This is a genomic window from Gilliamella sp. B14384G12 (genome assembly GCF_016101825.1).
GTDB classification, from domain to species: Bacteria; Pseudomonadota; Gammaproteobacteria; order Enterobacterales; family Orbaceae; genus Gilliamella; species Gilliamella apicola_N.
Genome location: NZ_JACFPU010000001.1, coordinates 212,338 through 232,409, shown reverse-complemented (window position 1 = coordinate 232,409; position 20,072 = coordinate 212,338). Strand labels below are relative to the sequence as shown.

The following is a 20,072-nucleotide window of genomic DNA, read 5'->3' as shown; positions in this document are numbered from 1 at the left end:
CGTTAACATAAAAAATTTATGCAATTAATAAGCTAATTTGCTTAATTCCTCTTCTTTTTTTTACTTAAACATATGCCTTACCTGAAACTTTTTTACAAAATTTGTAATTTAATTTTTATTATCGCTTGCAAGCAGTTAGGAAAAAACTACAATGGTGATAAAGCTTTTTTAATTACGAGGTAGGACTGATGTATATTGACAATATTCGAAACGAATTAACCCAAGCAATTGATGTACTAACAAAATTTGTTTCGGATGAAAAAAATCTTAAAGCTATTCAACAAGCAGCGATATTAATTGCCGATTCATTTAAGCAAGGCGGTAAAGTATTGTCGTGTGGTAATGGCGGTTCTCATTGTGATGCCATGCATTTTGCTGAAGAGTTAACAGGTCGTTTTCGTGATAATCGTCCTTCCTATCCAGCAATTGCAATATCGGATGTAAGCCATATTTCATGTGTAGGTAATGATTATGGATTTGATTACATTTTTTCACGCTATGTTGAAGGTGTAGGTAGCAAAGGTGATGTACTACTTGGTATTTCAACGTCAGGCAATTCAACCAATGTAATTAAAGCCATTGAAGCGGCTAAACAAAAAGGCATGAAGATCATTACACTAACGGGCAAAGATGGCGGTAAGATGAATGGACTTGCAGATGTGGATATCCGTGTTCCACATTTTGGCTACGCTGATCGCGTACAAGAAATCCATATCAAAGTTATCCATATCCTTATTTTACTTATTGAAAAAGAGATGGCCAAATAAAATGTGTGAACTATTGGGTATGAGCGCTAACGTGCCAACGGATATTTGTTTTAGTTTTACCAGCTTAATTAAACGAGGTGGGGATAAAGGTCCCCATAAAGATGGCTGGGGAATCACGTTCTATGAAGGAAAAGGTTGCCGAACATTCAAAGATCCTGAGCCTTGTAGTTACTCTGCAATCGCCAAAATGGTTCAAGAGTATCCTATTAAGTCTAAGGCTGTAGTTGCACATATTCGACAAGCAAATCGTGGCGGAGTCGCACTTGAAAATACCCATCCATTTACGCGTCAGTTGTGGGGAAAAAATTGGACTTTTGCCCACAATGGTCAATTAACTGATTACCAAAATCTCGATACAGGCCTTTTTCAACCCGTCGGTGAAACAGACAGCGAATATGCTTTTTGCCACTTAATTAACCAACTGCACCAAACGTATCCCCAGCAACCTACTGATGATTTAGCCTTGTTTCGCTTTATAAAGCTTTGTGCTGATAATCTCAGTAAGCTGGGAATATTTAATATGTTACTTTCTGATGGACAATTTGTCTTTGCTTACTGCACCACCAATCTACATTGGATAACCCGTAGAGCTCCCTTTGGCAAAGCAAAACTACTTGATGAAGATGTAGAAATTGATTTTCAAAAACATACAACACCTAATGATGTAGTAACCATTATTTCGACTTTACCTTTAACATCAAATGAGACTTGGAATAAACTTAATGCAAATGAAGCAATCTTGTTTAAAAATGGTGAAATCAACCAATCTTTTTCATCTTAACGCGAACCATTGGCGGTTCGTCTTTGAATAAGTACTGTAAATACGCTAATGTTAATAGGCCAATAAAGGTTAATATAATCCAAGGTAAGTGTGGAAAACCAATCTCCATAGCAATATCATAAAGCCATCCCGCACCGGTATAACCAATAAATCCGCCTAGAGCCAGCCCTAACCGACTAAACCCCATGTAACTGCCTTTAGCTTTAGGATTTGTTAAAACCGTTGATAAAGTTTCTCTGGCAGGTTCAGCAACAATTGCCCCTAAATAAAAGAGTGCAATTAGTGTTAAAAGCATAGATAAATGTGTCGTAAAACCAATAATGATAAAAGCAAATGACATCAAGAACAGACCGAATTTAAGACGTTGATCCAATCTAAAATATTTTTCACTTAAGCGCGCAAGTGGATAAAGTAATACCAGTGAAATACCAGCTTGAATTGCATACATCCATTTTACATAACTAGGGCTACCTGATACTTGGGTTATAGTGAGCGGTAACATCAACATTATCTGTACCCATAACACATAATAACCGGTTAAAGTAAGCACATAACGGGTAAATTTTTTATCTTTAACAACCATTTTCATACCTTTGATGATTGGAGCTTTACCTATGGCTATGTGGTAAGCTGGCAAAAAGAGAATATTAAAAATACCACACAAGAAGAAAATAAAAGCCCCACACCAACAGACTAAATGGAAGTCATAATCAATTAAAATCCCACCAATAAGCGCACCAATAACTGCTCCTGCATTATCTTGTATCATTAATAGCGAAATAAATTTGCCACGCTCATGTGGACGAGTGAATTTAATAGTCAATCCCATACGAGGAGGATCAAAGAGTAACCCTCCTAATGCTGAAAGCAAACAAGAAAGTAACAATAGCCAAGGTTCGCTAGCAACCGCCATCGAAATAAATCCGACGCAACGCAAAAACATTCCAGTAACAATCATTGGTTTTGCACCAAAACGATCAGCAATCGCGCCACCAATAATTCCAAAACCTTGTTGCACAAATTGTCGAAAACCTAAAGCAAAACCGACAAATAGAGCACTCCATCCGACTTGACTTACAAAATGAGTCGAAACCAGAGGAAAAACGACGTAAAATCCTAAGACAATAAACAAATTATCCAACAACAGTATTTGTCTGCCAGTTTTGCGAATTTGGGATGGTATTGGCATTTAATTAACTCTTTCGGCTAAATAACCTTGATAATCAGGAATTTCGATATCAACTTCTTGTTTAAAAATGGCCGATTGAATTAATGCATTGGCAGTAGCTTGGTTGGTTGCAACTGGGATATTCCAAACTGTTGATAACCGTAATAACGCTTTAACATCTGGATCGTGAGGAACGGCGTTAAGTGGATCCCAAAAAAAGATAAGAATATCAATTTTACCTTCCGCAATTAGTGCACCTATTTGCTGATCACCACCCATTGGTCCACTAAGCATTGGGATAATATTTAATCCTGTTTCTTTTTTAATTAAGGTGCCCGTTGTTCCTGTTCCACATAAATTATGATGTGCAAGTTCTTCTCGATTTTTTTGACACCAATTTAACAGTGATTCTTTCAAGTGATCATGCGCAACTAATGCAATATTTTTTTTTGCTGGTAATTTACGAGTGGTATAACGCATTTTTGTTGTCCTAATTCTTTATAATTTTTGTTAATTTTTTAACAGAGTATGAATTAAAGTGCAAGGGATATTTATTGATCAATCGATAATAAAAAAGGCACCGAAGTGCCTTTTTAGAATTTAACAAGTTACAACCAATTAGAATTGATAGATTAAACCAAGTGCAACGGTATCTTTCGTTGTAGCTTTAATTTGTGATTTAGTAAATGCACCGTCTTCGTAAAGAGCACGACGTGCACCAATATCATCTTTATCTAACAAGTTGATTTTGTAATCAATGATAGCTTGTAGGTTTTTGTTGAAATCATAAGTTAGACCAACATCAACATATTTAGCTAGGTCATTACCTTTAAGGCCTGCATCACTTGTTAAGCTAGATGCATCTTTAACTTTATGTTGGATATAAGCTAAAGATGGAGTTAAACGACCAACTTCAAAGTCGATACCATATTGTGCTACGAATTCAAAACCTTTAGTTTTTAAATCATCCGCACGACGCTCTGTTGTAGCATTGTCCCAACCATATTTTTGTTTGCCTTCAATATATAGCGCTGCTAAATAAACATTATTGTTGTCGTATTTAACACCTGCTGACCATGATTTAGCATCTCTATGACCGCCTGTTTGTGCATAACCAGCACCAACAGATAGACCTGTGTCAAGCACATCCCAATCTACTACAGAACCCCATGCTTCGGCACTGTTGTGACCATTTCGAGCATGTTCATTGAAATGACTAGTTGAACTATTATCACCATTGTCAGCGTATTGAACAGCAAAGCGTAAACCATTAACTAGACCGAAGAAATCTGAGTTACGGTAAGTTGCTACAGCTTTAGTACGTGCAGTTAAAGCATAAAGATCATTATCTGATGCATCGCCACCAAATTCAGGTAAAACATCGGTATATGAAGTTAAGGTTTTTAACACACCATCATTACGACCATAATCGAATGAACCGAAATCACCAAAGTTTAAACCTGCAAATGCATAACGAGTTTCGTTATCAGCATTTTTTCCAGTTTTTGCTTCATATTCCCAACGACCATAACCGGTTAAACTATCAGTAACTTGAGTTTGTCCTGACATGCCTAAACGAGCGGTAGTTTTGTCACCTTCGCCAGTTTGATTGTCGCGATCAGTAATATAGTTTAAAGCATAAACTCGACCATAGAAGTCAACTTTATTACCATCTTTGTTCCATACTTCAATAGAAGCGTTAGCTGTACCTGCAATTAAAAGCGCAGGAATTGCGATTGCTAATAGATTACGTTTCATTTTGTTACCCTCGTAGGTATATTTTATTATTAAAGAAGCAAATTACTTTGCTCTGGATTTAATAATTAACTACTAAAAATAGCAATTATATTATTACAGTGATATCTATTTTAATTTTTATAAAATAGATTTTAATCGTATACACTATCTATTTAACAATGTTCTTTAGATTAAATCTGAGGTTTTGCGATTATTTTAATATTTAATATTAAATTTTTTAAACATTAAATGTTTTTTTGCTCAAAAAGAGGTTTTTTTAGGTATTAAAAAAGGCACCTAAGTGCCTTTTTATAAGAGGTTAAGAGATTAGAATTGGTAAATTAAACCAACGCCTAACACATCTTTTGTACCTGGTTTGTTCCCGTGTTTACCACGTGGAGTTTCAGTATTCCAATCAGCACCGATATCTTTATGATCTAACAAGTTGAATTTATATTCAACAATTGTACTAAAGTTTTTATTTAAATCGTAAGTTGCACCTAAAGACACATACTTAGCTACAGGAGAATTATATCCTGCCGCATAATAATGGTAATCAGCATCAGAGAAGTGCATAGAATCTGCTTTAAGTTTATGTTGAACATAAGCTAAAGATGGAGTTAAACGACCCACTTCTAAATCAATACCATATTGAGCAACTAATTCAAAGCCTCTGAGTTTAAGATCACGATCTCTTTCAACACCATTATTCCATACAACAGTAGTGGCTCTTTTTACTTTACTTTGGAAGTAGTTAGCACCTAAATATAAGTCATAGTTTTCATATTTAAGACCAGCTGCCCAAGTATTATGGCGGGTATCGCTCACAGTTGATTGAGCATAGCCTGCGCCAGCAGTTAAACCTGTATCAAAAATACGCCATTGTACGTTTGCACCGTAGGCTTCTCTTGAATTTCCTTTGATACCGTCTACAGTAGTAGAATTATCACCATTATCAGCATATTGTAAAGCAAAACTGATGTCATCAGACAAACCAAAGAAGTTGTTGTTACGATAAGTCGCTACAGCTTTAGTACGTGAAGAAAGTACATTCCAATTATTGTTTGCTGCGTCACCACCAAATTGCGGCAATACATCAGTATAAGCAGTGATTGCTTTTAACACACCATCGTTACGACCATAATCGAATGAACCTAAGTCACCAAAGTTTAAACCTGCAAATGCATAACGAACTTCATTGTCAGAATTTTTACCTGCTTTCGCTTCATATTCCCAACGACCGTAGCCTACTAGGCTATCAGTAATTTGAGTTTGGCCAGACATGCCTAGACGAGCTGAAGTATCATCACCTTCATCTTTTTGACCGCGGTCAGTGATGTTATTAGCTGCTTTTACTCGACCATAAAAGTCAACTTTGTTGCCGTCTTTGTTCCATACTTCGATAGAAGCGTTTGCACCAGCTGCAACTAAAAGTGCAGGAATAGCGATTGCTAATAGATTACGTTTCATTTTTTACCCTCATGGTTATTTTAATACTGACACAGTCCATAGGATTTGAGTCAATTTCAACTACAATGATTATTCATCCAAAAATAATATCTTTATCTATTATTTTTATCTAATTTTCACAGTAGTGTAAATTATGTATAAATTTTACTTAAAATCAAGTGAACTTTTCGTTAAACAGGATGTCTAAGGCTAAAAAAGGGTTTGTTTGGATACTTTTTGTACTTTTTTTGAATTTCTATTATGCTTTTTTCATCTAAACCAACTTAATATCGGTTTAGATGAATAAAAATGCAATCAGTTTAGAAATTTGCGTTACGCGGAGTTCTTGGGAATGGAATAACATCTCGGACATTTTGCACACCGGTGACATAAACAATTAAGCGTTCAAATCCCAGACCAAAACCAGAGTGAGGGACTGTGCCATAACGACGTAAATCACGATACCACCAGTAATCTTCTTTTTTAAGACCCATTTCGTCCATTCGTTTATCTAGCATATCTAAGCGTTCTTCACGTTGTGAACCGCCAATAATTTCGCCAATGCCTGGCGCTAACACATCCATTGCTGCCACAGTTTTACCATCGTCATTCATACGCATATAAAATGCTTTGATATCTTTAGGATAGTTTTTAACAACAACTGGTGCTTTAAAATGTTGCTCAGCTAAATAACGTTCATGTTCTGAAGCTAAATCAATACCCCAACTCACTGGATTTTCAAATTTGGCATCACAATTTTGTAAAATAGTAATTGCATCGGTGTAATCAACTTGTGCAAAATCGGCACTTATAAAATTTTCTAGCCGAGTAATCGCATCTTTATCAATATGCTGAGCAAAAAATTGCATATCATCAGCACGTTTTTCAAGTACTGTCTTAAATACATATTTCAGCATATCTTCAGCTAGCTTGGCGTTGTCATCAAGATCAGCAAACGCAACTTCAGGTTCCATCATCCAGAATTCGGCTAAATGACGCGTAGTATTTGAGTTCTCAGCTCTAAACGTTGGACCAAAAGTATAGACTTTTGAAAGCGCACATGCATAAGTTTCAGCATTTAATTGGCCGGATACTGTTAAAAACGCTTCTTTACCAAAAAAGTCTTTATCGTAATCAATTTTATCATTATCGTTTTTTGGAAGATTCAACATATCAAGCGTTGAAACACGAAACATCTCGCCTGCACCTTCGGTATCCGATGCGGTAATAATTGGCGTAGAAAGCCAAAAAAAGCCACGTTCATCAAAAAATTGATGAATAGCTTGAGCAAGCGTATGACGAACACGCGTAATTGCACCGACAATATTGGTTCTTGCACGTAAGTGGGCAACTTCACGCAGATATTCTATTGAGTGACGTTTCGCCGCCATAGGATAAGTTTCAGGATCATCCACAAAGCCATACACATCAACCTGTGTTGCTTGTAATTCATATTTTTGCCCCTGTCCTGGTGATTCCACAACTTTACCTGTGACTTTAACCGAACAACCCGCAGTTAAGCGCAAAATATCTTGTTCATAATTAGGTAAATTATTTTCGATAACAGCTTGAATTGGCGAAAAGCAAGAGCCATCATAAACTGCTAGAAATGAAATACCTGCTTTAGAATCACGGCGAGTTCTCACCCAACCTTGAACGGAAATGGTGCTACCAACGGCGATTTTGCCTTGTAACACATCAACAATAGGAGCAACTGAATTCATTTTAATTATCCATCTCTACATTAATTTGTTTAAATAAATTTTAAGTAATACTGATATATTTTAACGATTTCCCATAATAAAATGGAATCAATACCCAATTAAAAAATTTTTATACGGATTTACTTTTATAAGATTAATAATAATTTATTATTAATATTTAACATTGAAAGTTCGTTTTAACTCATCAATAAAATCTAAATCTTGAGATATTGTTTTACCTGGACTATCAGATAATTTAGCCACTGATTGATTATTGCATTGCGTTAATTTAATCACAATATTCAAAGCTTTGGTATTCGCTTCGGTTGAAGGAATATCACACGCCAAAAAGCCACCAATACCGAATGACAGTTTTACTCGATGATTAAAATGGTTATAAATTTTAATAGCCTTATCAAAATTTAAACTATCAGAAAAAACGAGTAATTTAGTTTTAGGATCTATTCCTAACTGCTGATAATGCGCTATAGCTTTTTCACCCCATTCAATAGAATCACCTGAATCATGGCGAAGTCCTTGATAACAAGAAGCAAAATGATGTTCGAAATCACGCAAAAAAGCATCCATGGTAATACAATCAGTTAAAGCAATATCTAAATCATGAGGGTACTCGTCTAACCAAACTCGAAGCGCATCTTTTTGACAATCTTTCAAAATTGGACTTAATCGTTGATGCGCTTGGAACCATTCATGAGCTTGAGTGCCAACGGGATTTAACCCTAAACGATAGGCAAGTAAATAGTTGCTAGTGCTATTAAAATCTTGAAAATTATCTTTCAAATAGCTGACAACGGCTTCTTGTACCGCAAACGAATAACGCCGACGCGTACCAAAATCCATTAAATTAAAACCAGACATATCCATATTAGCCGTTTTTTCATTAAATAGAGCCAATTTATCTTTTAGTCTAGCGATTGCTTCTGGCACACCGATTTGTGGTGAACGATCCTTATGTACAATTTCACTGATTACCGCAAGCAAAGGGACTTCCCATAAGATAACATCTAACCATTTACCTTCAATCGAAATTTCAAGTACACCATCTTCGTTTTTAATGGTGAGTAAATCACTATTGAAGCGCCAATCTTTAAGCCAATTTAAATAGTCCGATTTAAAAAAGGGAATACCAGATAAATAGTTAAATTCATCATCCGAAAGCGATAACGATTCCATTAATTTAACTTGATACATTATTTCATCAGCATAATGCCCTAATAAATCATCACTTCGACAACGGAACTGTGCAACAACGGTTGCATCTGGGTAATGATGAAAAACGGCTTGTTGCATATGCAATTTATATGCATCAGTATCTAAAATTGATGTAATTATTGCTGGTAACATATGTATCTATTATTACTACTATAAAGAAAATTCCTCAGATTATAGCAGAATAATAGTGAAGAGATAGATTAATTATGTAATAAGATTATTTTTAATCAGCTATAATACTATCTAAATAGGATAAAGATTGAATACCAACTAAAAAGGTTACGACAAAAATGAATACCAAAACAGCTGAATTACAACCCATTGCTAAATATCGTCTCGATTATAAAACCCCAGATTTTACCATTACAGACATTGATCTTGATTTTGATTTGGCGCCAGAAACAACCACAGTCACTGCTCGTAGCCGTGTTGTGCAAAAAAACCAGCAAGCAAACGATCTCATTTTAGATGGCGAAGACCTTAAGCTCATTTCGATCAACATTAATGAACAACCTTGGCAAGATTATCAAATCACTGAAACAGGTCTAATCATTCAGAATGTTCCAAGCGAATTCACCCTTACCATTGTTAACGAAATTAAGCCAATTGATAATACCGCGCTGGAAGGATTATACGTTTCAGGTGAAGCACTATGCACTCAATGCGAAGCAGAAGGATTTAGACATATCACCTATTATCTTGATCGTCCAGATGTTCTTGCTCGCTTTTCAACTCGAATCACTGCCAATAAACAACATTATCCTTATCTACTTTCTAATGGTAACCGTATTGCACAAGGTGAACTTGCTGACGGTCGTCATTGGGTTCAATGGCAAGACCCTTTCCCTAAACCAGCCTATCTATTTGCATTAGTTGCAGGTGATTTTGACATATTGAGAGATCAATTTACCACTCAATCTAATCGTAAAGTTGATTTAGAAATTTATGTTGATAAAGGTAATTTAGACCGTTCACATTGGGCTATGACGAGCTTAAAAAATTCGATGCGCTGGGACGAAACACGTTTTGGTTTAGAATATGATTTAGATATTTTCATGATCGTTGCGGTTGATTTTTTCAATATGGGCGCAATGGAAAATAAAGGTCTGAATATCTTTAACTCCAAATATGTATTAGCCAAACCAGAAACCGCAACCGATACCGACTATTTGGGGATTGAGGGAGTAATTGGTCACGAATATTTTCACAATTGGACTGGCGATCGGGTCACTTGCCGAGATTGGTTCCAACTTAGCTTAAAAGAAGGATTAACGGTGTTTCGAGATCAAGAATTCAGTTCTGACATGGGTTCAAGAGCCGTTAAACGTATTGATGACGTTAAATTAATGCGCACAGTACAGTTTGCCGAAGATGCAAGTCCGATGTCACACCCTATTCGCCCTGACCAAGTTATTGAGATGAATAATTTTTACACGGTAACCGTGTATGAGAAAGGCGCAGAAGTGATTCGTATGATGCATACGCTATTAGGCGAAGACAAATTCCAAGCGGGTATGAAGCTCTATTTTGAACGTCATGACGGTAGTGCAGCAACGTGTGATGATTTTGTAGCAGCAATGCAAGATGCATCAGGAATCGATTTAACTCAATTCAAATTATGGTATAGTCAATCAGGAACACCAGAATTAACTGTTACTGATAGTTATGACTCCAAAAATCAGCAATATACTTTAACAGTTGAGCAACATACTCCTGCAACTCAAGATCAAGCGAAAAAACAAGCACTGCATATTCCGCTAGATATTGAATTATATCAACATAATGGTCAAGTAATTACACTACAATATCAAGGTAAACCTATTCACCATGTTTTAAATTTAACTCAGTCTAAACAGCAATTTATTTTTGACCATGTTAATGAAAAACCAATTATTTCACTATTACGGGATTTTTCAGCACCTGTTAAATTAACTTATGATTATCAAGATGATGATCTTATTTTCTTGATGCAACATGCGACTAATGCTTTTAGTCGTTATGATGCCGCACAAATGTTGTTAGCAAAATATGTACGCTTAAATGTAGCAAATTTCCAAGAAAATCGTGAATTAACACTGCCAGAATCAGTATTAGATGCCTTTAGAGCAGTATTATTATCAGAAACAGCTGATCCAGCTTTAATTGCACAAATTTTGACTTTACCGTCTGAAAACGAATTAGCCAATTTATTTAAAGTTATCGATCCAACAGCTATTTATCAAGTTCGTCAGTTTTTACTGAGTTGTTTTGCCAATGAACTGAACGACGAATTAAATGCTGTTTATTTTAATAATAAAGTCGTTGACTATCATATTGAACATAAAGATATTGCTAAGCGATCACTTAAAAACTGCTGTTTAACTTTATTAGCCTATGCAGATAATAAATCCCATGCCAACACATTAGTAAGTCAGCAATACTATCACGCTAATAACATGACGGATTGCTTAGCTGCTCTAACTACAGCAGTTAAAGCGCAACTTGATTGTTACAATGAATTGTTAACTGATTTTGATAATAAATGGCATCAAGATGGTTTGGTAATGGATAAATGGTTATCCCTTAATGCAACAAGTCCAGATACCCATGTGCTATCAACCGTGAAGAAATTATTAACTCACCGTTCATTCTCAATGAGTAATCCAAATCGCATTCGTGCGTTAATTGGAGCTTTTGTAAATAATAACCCTGTTGCTTTTAATGCTGAAGATGGCAGTGGTTATCATTTCTTAGTTGAAATCTTGACTGAGTTGAACCAGAAAAATCCACAAGTTGCTGCTAGATTAATCGATCCACTGATTCGGTTGAAACGTTATGGCGAAAAACGTCAACAACTGATGCGAACAGCGCTTGAAAGATTACTAAAACTTGATAATCTCTCTAAAGATTTATATGAAAAAATTAGTAAAGCTTTAGCAGCATAATCAATAAAACATATCATCCTACATAATTATAGTAGGATGATATAACTTTATTATTCGATGGTTTTTTACTAAAACGTATAGGTAACCTCAAACTTTTTGACATTTTTACCTTTTAAAAAAATAATATAACGGACTTTAAATGACAATTACCATAAAAGAAATAACACCTGCTGAGCTAGCACAAAAAATAGAGGCATCTGAAAAGTTATTCTTACTTGATGTCCGTGAACCTAATGAAGTTGCCATTTGTAGTATTAATGGATCAACACATATACCAATGAATCTCATTCCATTATATTTAGATGAAATTCCTGATGAAATTGATATCGTTATTTACTGCCACCGCGGTGTTAGAAGCTTAAATGTAGCTAACTATTTAGTCGAAAATGGCTTTGATACCGAGTATTTATATAACCTTACAGGTGGGATCGACGCTTGGGCGCTCACTATTGATGAACAAATGACAAGGTATTAAAAAGCCCATGACTACATGGGCTGTATGCAACTATATATACTTTATCCTAATGAGGATTTTGATCTATTCCTGAGGCATTACCCAATAACCATTTTGATTATGCTCTTTCATATAATCTTTAAACTGTTGGGATTGGTAAATGCGCTTAATATCTTGAGCCCATTGACTGTTTTCATTACCGCCGTTCACAACAACCATAATTTCTAAATCAGGAATAATGGTTTCTAAAAGTAACGCTTTATTTGAGTCAATGTTAGCTGAGTAAACGATACTTCCTGGTATCACCGCAAAATCTACTTCGTTCATAACACGGGGTATATTAGCTGAATCCATTTCAACAATATCAATGCCTGCAATGTTTTGAGCGATATCATTTTTACTAACGATAATTGGATTAGCATTTTCTTTCAATTTTATCCAACCTGCTTTTTCGAGTAAGTTATAAGAACGGGCTGCATTTGACGCATCTTGTGGAATCGCGACTTTAGCCCCCACAAACACTTGCTGCAATGAGGTATACTTATTTGAAAATATGGCTGCCGGTACAGACGGCACATGAACCACTGGCTTTAAATTAGCTTTGCGCTGACTATTAAAAACATCCATATAAGCAGTATGCTGAGCGACCGTTAAATCAATACTACCTTCACTTAAAGCCACATCTGATTCAAGTAAATGAGGAAAATTAACTAACTTAACCTTATATCCTTCTGATTCTAATATTGGCATAACGGCATCTTTAAAAAGATCATTATAGGGACCAGGTGACACCCCCATACTAATCTCTTTTTTGGTTTGATTATTAGCTTGCTTGGATGAATCGTTACAAGCATTTATAAAAAATGCAGAACATACGATTAATGCTAATGATAGGTATTTAAATAATTTTTGTTTGATAAAACATATTTTCATGTGAGCTACCCTTTGTAAGCTAGAAACATTAGATACACTCTAACATAGAAAAAATAGTTCATTTATTCCATGTAATTCTATCTTATAACTTTTTGGAATAAGATATAAAAAACGATTATTAGAGAGATAAATATGCCTATGTTACCGTTAATAGTATCAATCATTATTAATCGTTGGATATATTATGAGTCAAACTATCGCAGATATTATTCATCGACTCTTTGTCGAGTTACACCAATATCCTGAACTTTCTAATCAGGAATTTGAAACCACAAAACGATTAAAATCTTATTTACAAAAAGCCAATATACGCATTTTGGAATTAGGCGCTAAAACAGGTGTGATAGCAGAAATAGGCTCCGGCTCACCAGTGCTAGCATTACGTGCTGATATTGATGCATTGCCTATCGAAGAACAAACTACTTGTGAATATCGTTCAAAAAATCCAAATGTAATGCATGCCTGTGGGCACGACGTACATACTGCTATTTTAATGGGAGCAGCATACTTACTAAAAGCACATGAAAAAGATTTAAAAGGAACAATTCGTCTACTATTTCAGCCTGCTGAAGAAAATTTTAGTGGTGCATTACACTTTATTGAAATTGGTGCATTAAAGGGAGTTGATGCAATCTTAGGGCAACACAATAATCCCAATTTAACCATAAATCAGATGGCATCATGTGCTGGGCCGTTTTCTGCTAATGTTGACCGTATTGAAATTACTGTTAAAGGTGTAGGTGCGCATGCAGCAAGGCCAGAAACAGGGGTTGATCCTATCGTTGTTGGTGCTCAAATAGTTAATGCAGTTCAAACAATATCAAGTCGAAGTGTGAGCGGATTAGATGCGGTTATCGTTAGTATTACCAAATTTCAAGGAGGAAATACTTGGAATGTAATTCCCGAAACGGTAGAAATGGAGGGAACGGTTAGAACGCTCACACCTGAAATTAGAGCTAAAGTTAAACAGCAGCTAAAAAATATTACTGAAAATATTGCTTCTGCCTTAGGTGCGAAAGCTGAGCTACGCTGGTTTGATGGTCCACCATCCATTATTAATGATGCTAAATGGGTTGAATTTGCCAAACAAGTTGCTAAACATGCAAATTATGAAATCGTCGACTTTAAACCTCAACTTGGTGGCGAAGATTTTGCTCATTACTTACATCACGTTCCCGGCGCTTTTATTAACCTTGGTTCACAAAGTCCTTACGCTGTGCATCATCCTAAATTTCAGCTTAATCGAGATATGATAATGCCTGCCGTTAACTATTTATCTGAACTTGCCAAGCAAGCACTAATTCAATTAGCACAAGATAAAAAAGCAGGTGGTAACTTATGATTAAATTTGAAAATGTATCAAAACAATATGAGCGCAATGACATTACTACCCAAGCATTAAATAATATCAATTTAACCATAGCAAAGGGGGATATTTATGGCATTATCGGTTATAGTGGTGCCGGAAAAAGCACACTTGTTCGTTTAATTAACTTTCTCGAAAGACCGACTCAAGGCAGTGTCACAATTCAAAATCAATTACTCAATCAACTATCTAGTCAAGAGTTACGTCAAGTTCGTCGAAAAATCGGCATGATCTTCCAGCACTTTAATTTACTTGAATCAAAAACCGTATTTGAAAATGTTGCTATTCCATTAGTCCTAATCAAAAAAGATAAACAAACGATTAAACAAAAAGTGTATGAACTATTGGAGTTTGTTGGATTAAGAGATAAAGCTAATAGCTATCCTAAAGAGCTATCGGGTGGGCAAAAACAGCGCATAGGTATTGCGCGAGCTTTAGCTAACAATCCAGATATACTGCTGTGCGACGAAGCCACATCAGCGCTTGATCCACAAACGACTCAATCCATTTTAGACTTAATAAAACAAATCAATGAAAAATATAAAATAACCGTTGTATTAATCACTCATGAAATGAGTGTTATTGAACGAATTTGTCACAAAGTTGCCGTCATGGAAAAAGGTAACATCATTGAGCATGGTAATGTGCTTGATGTATTTGGTCACCCGAAACATCACACGACACAAAATTTTGTCAGCTCTGTGATAAACGATCAAATTCCAAGTGGTGTAGTTGAAAATCTATTAAAAATAGAAGGAGACAAAAATAATATCAAATTATTTAAATTGGAGTTTTTAGGACGTTCAGCCTCTGAGCCCGTCATTAATTCACTCATTTTACAACAAAAAGTTATCGTGAATATTTTATTTGCCCATATGTCAGAAATCGAAAAAACGGTTTTAGGCAGTATGTTTGTTCAATTAAAAGGTGAGGATAGTAACATTGACGAAGCGGTGCACTATCTACGTGAACATGATGTACAAGTTACCAAAATAAAACAATGGGAGATTAATTAAATGCAAATATTTAATAATATACTTAGTTATTTAAGTACAAATTTTGCCACTACTGTCACCTCAGATCAGTTTATACAAGCATCTTACGAAACCTTGATTATGGTCGTTTTTTCTTTAATATTGGGCTCTCTGATTGGCATTCCATTGGGTATCTGTTTAGTAACCACTCGCCCATCTGGTCTACTTGAAAATAGACGAGTCTATCGCATTATCAACCCAATCATTAATTTAGTGCGTTCATTGCCATTCATTATTTTACTTGTCGCAATTTTACCTTTAACAAAGTTTATTGTCGGCAGCTCAATTGGAACTACAGCAGCAATTGTTCCACTCACTTTTTATGTTGCTCCTTACATAGCTCGATTAGTGGAAAACTCGTTATTAGATGTAAAAAGCGGTATTATTGAAGCTGCAGAAGCTATGGGCGCAACGCCAATCCAAATAATTTGGCATTTTATGTTACCAGAAGCTTTTAGCTCATTACTTTTAACGCTTACAACCGCCACAATTGGCTTAATTGGAGCTACCGCCATGGCGGGTGCTATTGGTGCAGGTGGTATTGGCGATTTAGCTATTTCATATGGTTATCAACGTTTTGACACGACGGTAACTTACATCTGTGTGTTTATTTTGGTTATTGTCATTCAATTTGTACAAAGTACGGGTAACTACTTAGCCCGCAAGGCACGGCATGAATAGCTTAACTAAGCGATAATATATAGAGTAAATTACTCTCTATATTATCTATATTTATTAAACGTCTTTATTACTTAAGTTCTATTACCTGAGTTTAAATACTACTTTATTGCAGATTAATAAATAGTAATGAATGTAAAAAAGTTTCAGGTTAACTATACGTTTGAGTATAAAACACACGAATAAATTCGTTATAACAGGTTTAAATTAGTAAAAACAGACTCATTGATAATATGTTTAATAGATTTCATTATTAATAAATATCAAGTAAAATAGGCGAAATTTTAATTCTGGTAGTGTAGGAAATCATTGTGACTGATGCATTACAGCAAAATTTGGTCGAAATACACGATATGTCTTTCTATCGTGGAACACGACCTATTTATAAAAATATGAGTTTGACTGTTCAAAAAGGCAAGATAACCGCTATTATGGGGCCTTCTGGAATTGGTAAAACTACACTATTAAGACTGATTGGTGGACAATTAAAACCACAAACAGGACAAATTTTATTTGATGGTGAAGACATACCAAGCATGTCTCGCTCAAGACTATATGAAGTACGCAAGCGCATGAGCATGCTATTCCAATCAGGCGCATTATTTACTGACCTATCTGTATTTGATAATGTCGCTTATCCTCTGCGTGAGCATCTTAAATTACCTGAACCAGTATTACATAACTTGGTATTGATGAAGTTACAATCCGTAGGACTTCGCGGTGCGGCAAATATGATGCCATCAGAATTATCTGGAGGGATGGCTAGACGAGCGGCATTAGCGAGAGCAATTGCGCTTGATCCTGATTTAATCATGTTTGACGAACCTTTTGCTGGGCAAGATCCAATTTCAATGGGCGTAATTGTTAAGCTTATTTCTGAAATTAATCAATCGTTAGGATTAACATGCATTGTGGTTAGTCATGATGTGAACGAAGTGTTGAGTATTGCCGATTACGCCTACATTGTAGCAGAACAGCATATTATCGCTGGTGGTACTTCAGAGCAACTACGTGACAATGATGATTTACGAGTTAAACAATTCTTGGAAGGACTTGCAGATGGACCAGTACCTTTTCATTATCCTGCTAATGATTACAAATTGGACCTAAGCAGAGGTATAAAATAATGTTGAATTTACTCGCAAAAATGGGGCAATGGTTTATTAATGTGATCGCCATGATCGGGCGCTCAGGAATGATGCTATTTGGCGCATTGATTGGTCAACCACAATTTAAAAAACAATTCCCATTACTGGTCAAACAATTCTACTTTGTTGGTGTACAATCATTATCCATTATTATCGTGTCAGGTCTGTTTATCGGCATGGTACTAGCGCTACAAGGCTACTTTATTTTAACAACATTTGGAGCTGAAGCCAGTTTAGGGATGTTGGTTGCACTTGCATTGTTACGAGAGCTAGGACCTGTTGTTGCTGGATTACTGTTTGCTGGCCGTGCAGGCTCTGCCTTAACAGCTGAAATCGGTCTTATGAAAGCTACCGAGCAGCTATCAAGTATGGAAATGATGGCAGTTGATCCTTTACGCCGCATTATAGCTCCACGGTTCTGGGCAGGATTTTTTAGCATGCCATTTTTAACAGCGATTTTTGTTGCGGTCGGAATCATAGGTGGCGTATTAGTTGGTGTAGATTGGAAAGGGATTGACTCAGGGTTCTTTTGGTCATCCATCCAAAGTAATGTTGATTGGTGGCATGATTTAGGTAACTGTTTTATTAAAAGTTTTGCATTTGCTATTGCCAGTACTTGGATTGCACTTTTTAATGGATACGATTGTGTACCAACATCAGAAGGAATTAGTCGGGCAACAACTAATACAGTTGTTTATTCATCATTAGTTATTTTGGGGTTAGATTTTATTTTAACCGCATTAATGTTTAGTAATTGAGGTCATTAAACATGAGTCGTAAAGTAGAAATTACAGTAGGATTATTTATGGTGCTGGTTATTGTCTCAGTACTATTTTTATGCTTTAGAGTAACTGACCCAACATCTTTTGTTAGTCATAACTCTTATAGAGTCTATGCACAATTTGATAATATTGGTGGTTTAAAAGTACGTTCACCAATTAAAATTGGTGGGGTTGTTATTGGTCGTGTCAGTGATATTAGCTTAAAAACCACGAACAATGAAGATTATAAACCGTGGGTAACCATGGATTTAGACACTCAATATAATAAAATTCCAAAATTAAGTTCACTTTCAATTAAAACATCAGGTTTATTAGGTGAACAATTTATTGATATCAACTTTGGATTAGATCAAGGCACAATAAATGATATTGATGCTTTAGATGCACCGACATCTTCATCAAGTACGGATAGTCCTAATCAAGAAGATAATCATCCTTATCTAGAAGATGGTTCTATTATATATAACACAAAACCAGCAGTGGTCATTGAAGATCTAATTGGACAATTTTTATATAGTGCGGGTGGATCATCGGATAAAGACAAAAAACAAGATACTAATGACAGCAAGGAGTAACTATGTTAACCAAATTTAAACAAACCTTTTTCTTAGTACTTACTTTAATGATAAGTGCTACGGCATTTGCAAACGATCCATATCAAGATATGCAAGTTGCAGCAGACAAAATTTTTAACACAATGAAAGCAGAGTCTTCAACACTTAAATCCGATCCGAACAAACTTAAAGATATTGTAAGAACGGATTTACTGCCTTACGTACAAGTTAAATATGCAGGAGCATTAATCTTAGGTAATGCATATAAATCAGCGACAGATGCACAGCGTACAGCTTATTTCAATGCATTTGAAAACTATTTAGTACAAGCATTTGCTCAAGCACTTTCGATGTACAATGGACAAACTTATCAAGTTGAAAAATCAAAAGATTTAGGTGATAAATCACTTGTTTCAATCCGTATATTATTAAATCAGCCAGACAAAAATCAACAACCTATTCGTATTGATTTCCAATGGCGAAAAAATACTGTAACAGGTGAATGGAAAGCCTATGACCTAACTGCGGAAGGGGTAAGCATGGTTACCACTAAACAAAACGAATGGGCAACTATTCTGCGCCAAAAAGGTATTGATGAATTAACCAAACAATTAAATGATCTATCAAATCGCAATATTGATCCTAACGCTAAATAAAAAGGCTATTTTATAATGTCGCGAATCAAAACAGATAAACAACAAGATGTATTGTACTTACAGGGTGAACTTGATGTTCACTCTTTAAATGATTTATGGACAACGCAAAGCTCTACATTAAATGGTGTTAAATACATTAATTTAGGTGAGCTCACTCGAGTTGATTCTTCAGGACTCGCGACTTTAGTCTATTTTTGTATTAAATATTGTGTAAAACTAAAAAATATTAATCCACAATTACAAACATTAATCACTTTATATGATTTACAACATGTCATTGATGATTAATATATTGGATTTTTATACTGAAACACCCCCATAACCTGAAACTTTTTTACAAAAATTAAAACGTATAATTTATATTAATGATGAGTATAACTAATGGATAAACAAGAAATTATAAATAAATTAAGAAATTCACTTGAACTTGACGATATTCATGTAATGACCGATGATGGAAGTCATTTTCAAGTTATTGCTGTCGGAGAATTATTTGCCGATCTTAGCCGTGTAAAAAAACAACAAGCTATTTACGCACCTTTAGCAGAATTTATTAATGATAATCGTATCCATGCGCTATCCATAAAAACTTATACTCCCACTGAATGGCAACGTGAGCGCAAACTAATAGGATTATAAGAATGATTCTTATTAACCCTTGAATAAACATTTTTTGCCTCAATATTATTTTCTATTAATAGAAAA

20 protein-coding genes are annotated in these 20,072 nt (G+C 35.3%); 13 read left to right on the top strand and 7 right to left on the bottom strand.

Going from position 1 to position 20,072, the window contains the following annotated elements; genetic code table 11:
- The first annotated feature begins 188 nt into the window (after positions 1–188).
- A complete protein-coding gene (gene lpcA / locus H3S73_RS01000; RefSeq protein ID WP_198235839.1) occupies positions 189–767 on the top strand; it encodes a D-sedoheptulose 7-phosphate isomerase in 579 nt (192 codons plus the stop codon).
- Position 768: 1 nt separating this feature from the next.
- The gene (locus H3S73_RS00995; protein WP_198226894.1) at positions 769–1,548 is read left to right on the top strand and encodes a class II glutamine amidotransferase; all 780 of its coding nucleotides are present in this window, start codon (positions 769–771) and stop codon (positions 1,546–1,548) included.
- Here H3S73_RS00995 and mdtH read toward each other — a convergent pair.
- The 6 genes from mdtH to pncB form a co-directional block, all read right to left on the bottom strand.
- On the bottom strand, positions 1,526–2,737 hold the full coding sequence (mdtH, locus tag H3S73_RS00990) for a multidrug efflux MFS transporter MdtH (protein ID WP_198226892.1): 1,212 nt from the start codon (positions 2,735–2,737) through the stop codon (positions 1,526–1,528). The two genes, H3S73_RS00995 and mdtH, sit on opposite strands and share 23 nt — an antisense overlap.
- Positions 2,738–3,196, bottom strand: coding sequence for a methylglyoxal synthase (locus H3S73_RS00985; RefSeq protein ID WP_198235840.1), 459 nt, complete (start codon positions 3,194–3,196; stop codon positions 2,738–2,740).
- 138 nt (positions 3,197–3,334) lie between these two features.
- Positions 3,335–4,474, bottom strand: coding sequence for a porin (locus H3S73_RS00980; RefSeq protein WP_065738602.1), 1,140 nt, complete (start codon positions 4,472–4,474; stop codon positions 3,335–3,337).
- Between the two features lie 306 nt (positions 4,475–4,780).
- Complete coding sequence (locus H3S73_RS00975) at positions 4,781–5,923, bottom strand: porin (RefSeq protein ID WP_198226888.1); 1,143 nt, start codon at positions 5,921–5,923, stop codon at positions 4,781–4,783.
- A gap of 299 nt (positions 5,924–6,222) precedes the next feature.
- Positions 6,223–7,626, bottom strand: a complete 1,404-nt coding sequence (asnS, locus tag H3S73_RS00970; RefSeq protein ID WP_065738600.1) for an asparagine--tRNA ligase — start codon at positions 7,624–7,626, stop codon at positions 6,223–6,225.
- A gap of 150 nt (positions 7,627–7,776) precedes the next feature.
- Entirely contained in the window at positions 7,777–8,970 is a 1,194-nt protein-coding gene (gene pncB, locus H3S73_RS00965; RefSeq protein WP_198235841.1) for a nicotinate phosphoribosyltransferase, read from the bottom strand.
- Between the two features lie 158 nt (positions 8,971–9,128).
- On the opposite strand from pncB, the gene pepN reads away from it, so the two are divergent.
- Positions 9,129–11,762 (top strand): aminopeptidase N, encoded by a 2,634-nt coding sequence (gene pepN, locus H3S73_RS00960; RefSeq protein WP_198235842.1) that lies wholly within the window; start codon positions 9,129–9,131, stop codon positions 11,760–11,762.
- Between the two features lie 139 nt (positions 11,763–11,901).
- Entirely contained in the window at positions 11,902–12,237 is a 336-nt protein-coding gene (locus tag H3S73_RS00955) for a rhodanese-like domain-containing protein (protein WP_198235843.1), read from the top strand.
- A gap of 63 nt (positions 12,238–12,300) precedes the next feature.
- Here the strand turns inward: H3S73_RS00955 and H3S73_RS00950 are convergent, their stop codons facing one another.
- Positions 12,301–13,149 (bottom strand): MetQ/NlpA family ABC transporter substrate-binding protein, encoded by an 849-nt coding sequence (locus H3S73_RS00950; RefSeq protein WP_198235844.1) that lies wholly within the window; start codon positions 13,147–13,149, stop codon positions 12,301–12,303.
- Positions 13,150–13,333: 184 nt separating this feature from the next.
- Here H3S73_RS00950 and H3S73_RS00945 point away from each other — a divergent pair, with 184 nt between their 5' ends.
- The 9 genes from H3S73_RS00945 (at position 13,334) to H3S73_RS00905 (ending at position 20,006) form a co-directional block, all read left to right on the top strand.
- The gene (locus tag H3S73_RS00945; RefSeq protein ID WP_198235845.1) at positions 13,334–14,491 is read left to right on the top strand and encodes an amidohydrolase; all 1,158 of its coding nucleotides are present in this window, start codon (positions 13,334–13,336) and stop codon (positions 14,489–14,491) included.
- On the top strand, positions 14,488–15,531 hold the full coding sequence (locus H3S73_RS00940) for a methionine ABC transporter ATP-binding protein (RefSeq protein ID WP_198235846.1): 1,044 nt from the start codon (positions 14,488–14,490) through the stop codon (positions 15,529–15,531). Before H3S73_RS00945 ends, H3S73_RS00940 begins: the two co-directional genes overlap by 4 nt.
- Positions 15,532–16,230: a methionine ABC transporter permease gene (locus H3S73_RS00935; protein ID WP_198235847.1), complete on the top strand. Its 699-nt coding sequence runs from the start codon at positions 15,532–15,534 to the stop codon at positions 16,228–16,230.
- Positions 16,231–16,538: 308 nt separating this feature from the next.
- Positions 16,539–17,354: a phospholipid ABC transporter ATP-binding protein MlaF gene (gene mlaF, locus H3S73_RS00930; RefSeq protein ID WP_216354667.1), complete on the top strand. Its 816-nt coding sequence runs from the start codon at positions 16,539–16,541 to the stop codon at positions 17,352–17,354.
- A complete protein-coding gene (mlaE, locus tag H3S73_RS00925) occupies positions 17,354–18,133 on the top strand; it encodes a lipid asymmetry maintenance ABC transporter permease subunit MlaE (protein ID WP_141677584.1) in 780 nt (259 codons plus the stop codon). Before mlaF ends, mlaE begins: the two co-directional genes overlap by 1 nt.
- Positions 18,134–18,144: 11 nt before the next feature.
- Complete coding sequence (gene mlaD / locus H3S73_RS00920) at positions 18,145–18,732, top strand: outer membrane lipid asymmetry maintenance protein MlaD (RefSeq protein WP_198226872.1); 588 nt, start codon at positions 18,145–18,147, stop codon at positions 18,730–18,732.
- 2 nt (positions 18,733–18,734) lie between these two features.
- Positions 18,735–19,367, top strand: a complete 633-nt coding sequence (mlaC, locus tag H3S73_RS00915) for a phospholipid-binding protein MlaC (protein ID WP_198226870.1) — start codon at positions 18,735–18,737, stop codon at positions 19,365–19,367.
- Between the two features lie 15 nt (positions 19,368–19,382).
- Entirely contained in the window at positions 19,383–19,655 is a 273-nt protein-coding gene (locus tag H3S73_RS00910; RefSeq protein WP_198226868.1) for an STAS domain-containing protein, read from the top strand.
- 93 nt (positions 19,656–19,748) lie between these two features.
- Positions 19,749–20,006, top strand: a complete 258-nt coding sequence (locus H3S73_RS00905) for a BolA family protein (RefSeq protein WP_065738590.1) — start codon at positions 19,749–19,751, stop codon at positions 20,004–20,006.
- Positions 20,007–20,072 lie beyond the last annotated feature (66 nt).

Bases quoted from the DNA above. Each gene is read 5' to 3' on its own strand.
- mlaE (WP_141677584.1), top strand. From the start codon at position 17,354: ATGTTGAATTTACTCGCAAAAATGGGGCAATGGTTTATTAATGTGATC.
- mdtH (WP_198226892.1), bottom strand. From the start codon at position 2,737: ATGCCAATACCATCCCAAATTCGCAAAACTGGCAGACAAATACTGTTG.
- H3S73_RS00955 (WP_198235843.1), top strand. From the start codon at position 11,902: ATGACAATTACCATAAAAGAAATAACACCTGCTGAGCTAGCACAAAAA.
- H3S73_RS00985 (WP_198235840.1), bottom strand. From the start codon at position 3,196: ATGCGTTATACCACTCGTAAATTACCAGCAAAAAAAAATATTGCATTA.
- H3S73_RS00975 (WP_198226888.1), bottom strand. From the start codon at position 5,923: ATGAAACGTAATCTATTAGCAATCGCTATTCCTGCACTTTTAGTTGCA.
- H3S73_RS00980 (WP_065738602.1), bottom strand. From the start codon at position 4,474: ATGAAACGTAATCTATTAGCAATCGCAATTCCTGCGCTTTTAATTGCA.
- H3S73_RS00910 (WP_198226868.1), top strand. From the start codon at position 19,383: ATGTCGCGAATCAAAACAGATAAACAACAAGATGTATTGTACTTACAG.
- lpcA (WP_198235839.1), top strand. From the start codon at position 189: ATGTATATTGACAATATTCGAAACGAATTAACCCAAGCAATTGATGTA.
- mlaD (WP_198226872.1), top strand. From the start codon at position 18,145: ATGAGTCGTAAAGTAGAAATTACAGTAGGATTATTTATGGTGCTGGTT.
- H3S73_RS00940 (WP_198235846.1), top strand. From the start codon at position 14,488: ATGATTAAATTTGAAAATGTATCAAAACAATATGAGCGCAATGACATT.
- H3S73_RS00945 (WP_198235845.1), top strand. From the start codon at position 13,334: ATGAGTCAAACTATCGCAGATATTATTCATCGACTCTTTGTCGAGTTA.
- H3S73_RS00905 (WP_065738590.1), top strand. From the start codon at position 19,749: ATGGATAAACAAGAAATTATAAATAAATTAAGAAATTCACTTGAACTT.
- H3S73_RS00935 (WP_198235847.1), top strand. From the start codon at position 15,532: ATGCAAATATTTAATAATATACTTAGTTATTTAAGTACAAATTTTGCC.
- asnS (WP_065738600.1), bottom strand. From the start codon at position 7,626: ATGAATTCAGTTGCTCCTATTGTTGATGTGTTACAAGGCAAAATCGCC.
- pepN (WP_198235842.1), top strand. From the start codon at position 9,129: ATGAATACCAAAACAGCTGAATTACAACCCATTGCTAAATATCGTCTC.
- mlaC (WP_198226870.1), top strand. From the start codon at position 18,735: ATGTTAACCAAATTTAAACAAACCTTTTTCTTAGTACTTACTTTAATG.
- H3S73_RS00950 (WP_198235844.1), bottom strand. From the start codon at position 13,149: ATGAAAATATGTTTTATCAAACAAAAATTATTTAAATACCTATCATTA.
- pncB (WP_198235841.1), bottom strand. From the start codon at position 8,970: ATGTTACCAGCAATAATTACATCAATTTTAGATACTGATGCATATAAA.
- H3S73_RS00995 (WP_198226894.1), top strand. From the start codon at position 769: ATGTGTGAACTATTGGGTATGAGCGCTAACGTGCCAACGGATATTTGT.